Consider the following 1718-nt stretch of genomic DNA (forward strand, 5'->3'; position numbering starts at 1 on the left):
GGAACCGGCAAGGTCGGTGATCATGGCGATCAGCTCGCCGGTCGAAGCGGCGCGGCTGGCAAAAGCATAGCGCGTCACGTTTGCCTTGTGCTGGAACATGATCGTTTTCAACGCGCCGCGGCGCAGAATATTGGTCGGAACAATCGCCACAAACCCGTGGGTACCGGCAGGGGACGCATCTTTCAGCGGCCAGCTTACAAGGGTCACCTTCACGCTCATTGCGGGATCGCCATTAAGAAAAACCGTAGCCTGTTCAGAGGTCAGGCTGCCGATGCCGAGTACAAGAACAAGCGTGTCGTCAATGGGGCACCCAACAACGGTCTCGCCTTGCATCACCACAGGGAGACGTTCCGGGGCTTTACCAGTCTTTATCGGCAAAACGTTTTTGTCGTCTCGAAGCATTCAAATCTGCTCCATGATCAAGGCATGACTGACATTGACAAAATAGCCCCGGCAGCAAAGCCCACAAGAACGAACAAAAGCAAAATAAACGGTTTAACATCGCCACCGGAGCGTTTTTGCAGTGACTCCATGCGCTTTTCCATACCTGCTACGACACCGTCCATTCGCATCAGATGAACATCGAGTTCCGTCAGACGCTGGTTGACGTCGCCACGGAGATTTTCAATCGAATTGCTCACATCGGCGGCGTCGACTGCAGTGCTACCGCCTGATCCATCAATAACCGGCGCAATACGCTGCAATGAGCGCTGGTTGACCTGCAACTGCCGCTGTGCCGCCATCAACATATCGAGCTTATCGAGAATACGCGTCATCGGCGCGGCGATCAGGGCTTCGGCGGCTTGTTCATCAGGTTTTGGAACGCGCAATGCTTGTTCGACACCTGCGCCATTTATGGCAACGACCACCAGTTCACCAGCGCGCATCGCAGCAAATTGCGGGAGCATCACATCGAATGCATGCGCGCCGTCGCCGATACCTGAGCGCTTCAAATCCGGGCGGTCCTTGTCGRCCACAGCTTCTGCAATAGGCTTGCCATCCAAAAGCACGCGAATAGTCAGCCTCTTGGTCGGCGCGGCTGGATCGAAAGCCCAACCGAACAAACGGCCGTCATCGATAGCGTCAACCCGTCCCTTTGTCGGCTCAAGCTTTTTGGCCTGCGTATTGTCCTGTTGGGGAACGGCACTTGGCTGTATTGGCGCCTGTGCCGACACATTTGTTATGATTGACATAATGGTCCTCTCAGGCTGCTTCCACATGCGCCGGTCGCAGTGTCTCGATCAAATCGAGATAGCGCGCAGCCGTCATGTCGATGGTGTCGGGGTGGCGAGCCCCAAGGACAAGAGTCTGGCGTAAGTCAGCATCTTCAGCGATACGTCGCATGGCGGCCGCCAGCGCAATTGGGTCATTAGTCGGGACGGTCAGACCGTTGACGCCGTCTTCAATCATTTCGGCCATTCCACCGATATTGCTTGTGATTACCGGACAATCCTGGCTTTGCGCTTCCTGGATCACCAGCGGTGCATTTTCCCACCAGATCGAAGGCATGATCGCGCAATCGACTGTCGCGATCAGACCAGCGATATCTTCCCGCCGGTAAGCGCCACGGCGCTGCACGCTGGGTGACGTTTCAGCGAAGAGGCGATCTATATCAGCAACGAAACTTTCACTCTGGAACGGCGCGGCGCCGTGGACACGCAGCTCGAATTCGAAATCCTCGGAAATCAGCTGCTTTGCTGCTTCGAGCAGGACAGTCG

Annotated in this window: 2 protein-coding genes and 1 pseudogene; all 3 read right to left on the minus strand. The window is 56.0% G+C overall.

Translation table 11 applies throughout. From position 1 onward, the window contains the following. Window positions 1-402: pseudogene (locus ACXJ5O_RS25990) on the minus strand (hypothetical protein); the annotation flags it as partial. A gap of 17 nt (window positions 403-419) precedes the next feature. Next, entirely contained in the window at window positions 420-1193 is a 774-nt protein-coding gene (locus ACXJ5O_RS25995) for a hypothetical protein (protein ID WP_457302428.1), read from the minus strand. Window positions 1194-1203: 10 nt separating this feature from the next. Further along, on the minus strand, window positions 1204-1718 hold a 515-nt coding region (locus tag ACXJ5O_RS26000; protein ID WP_457302429.1), incomplete at its 5' end, for a glycosyltransferase.

It is taken from the genome of Phyllobacterium sp. P5_D12, assembly GCF_054049495.1.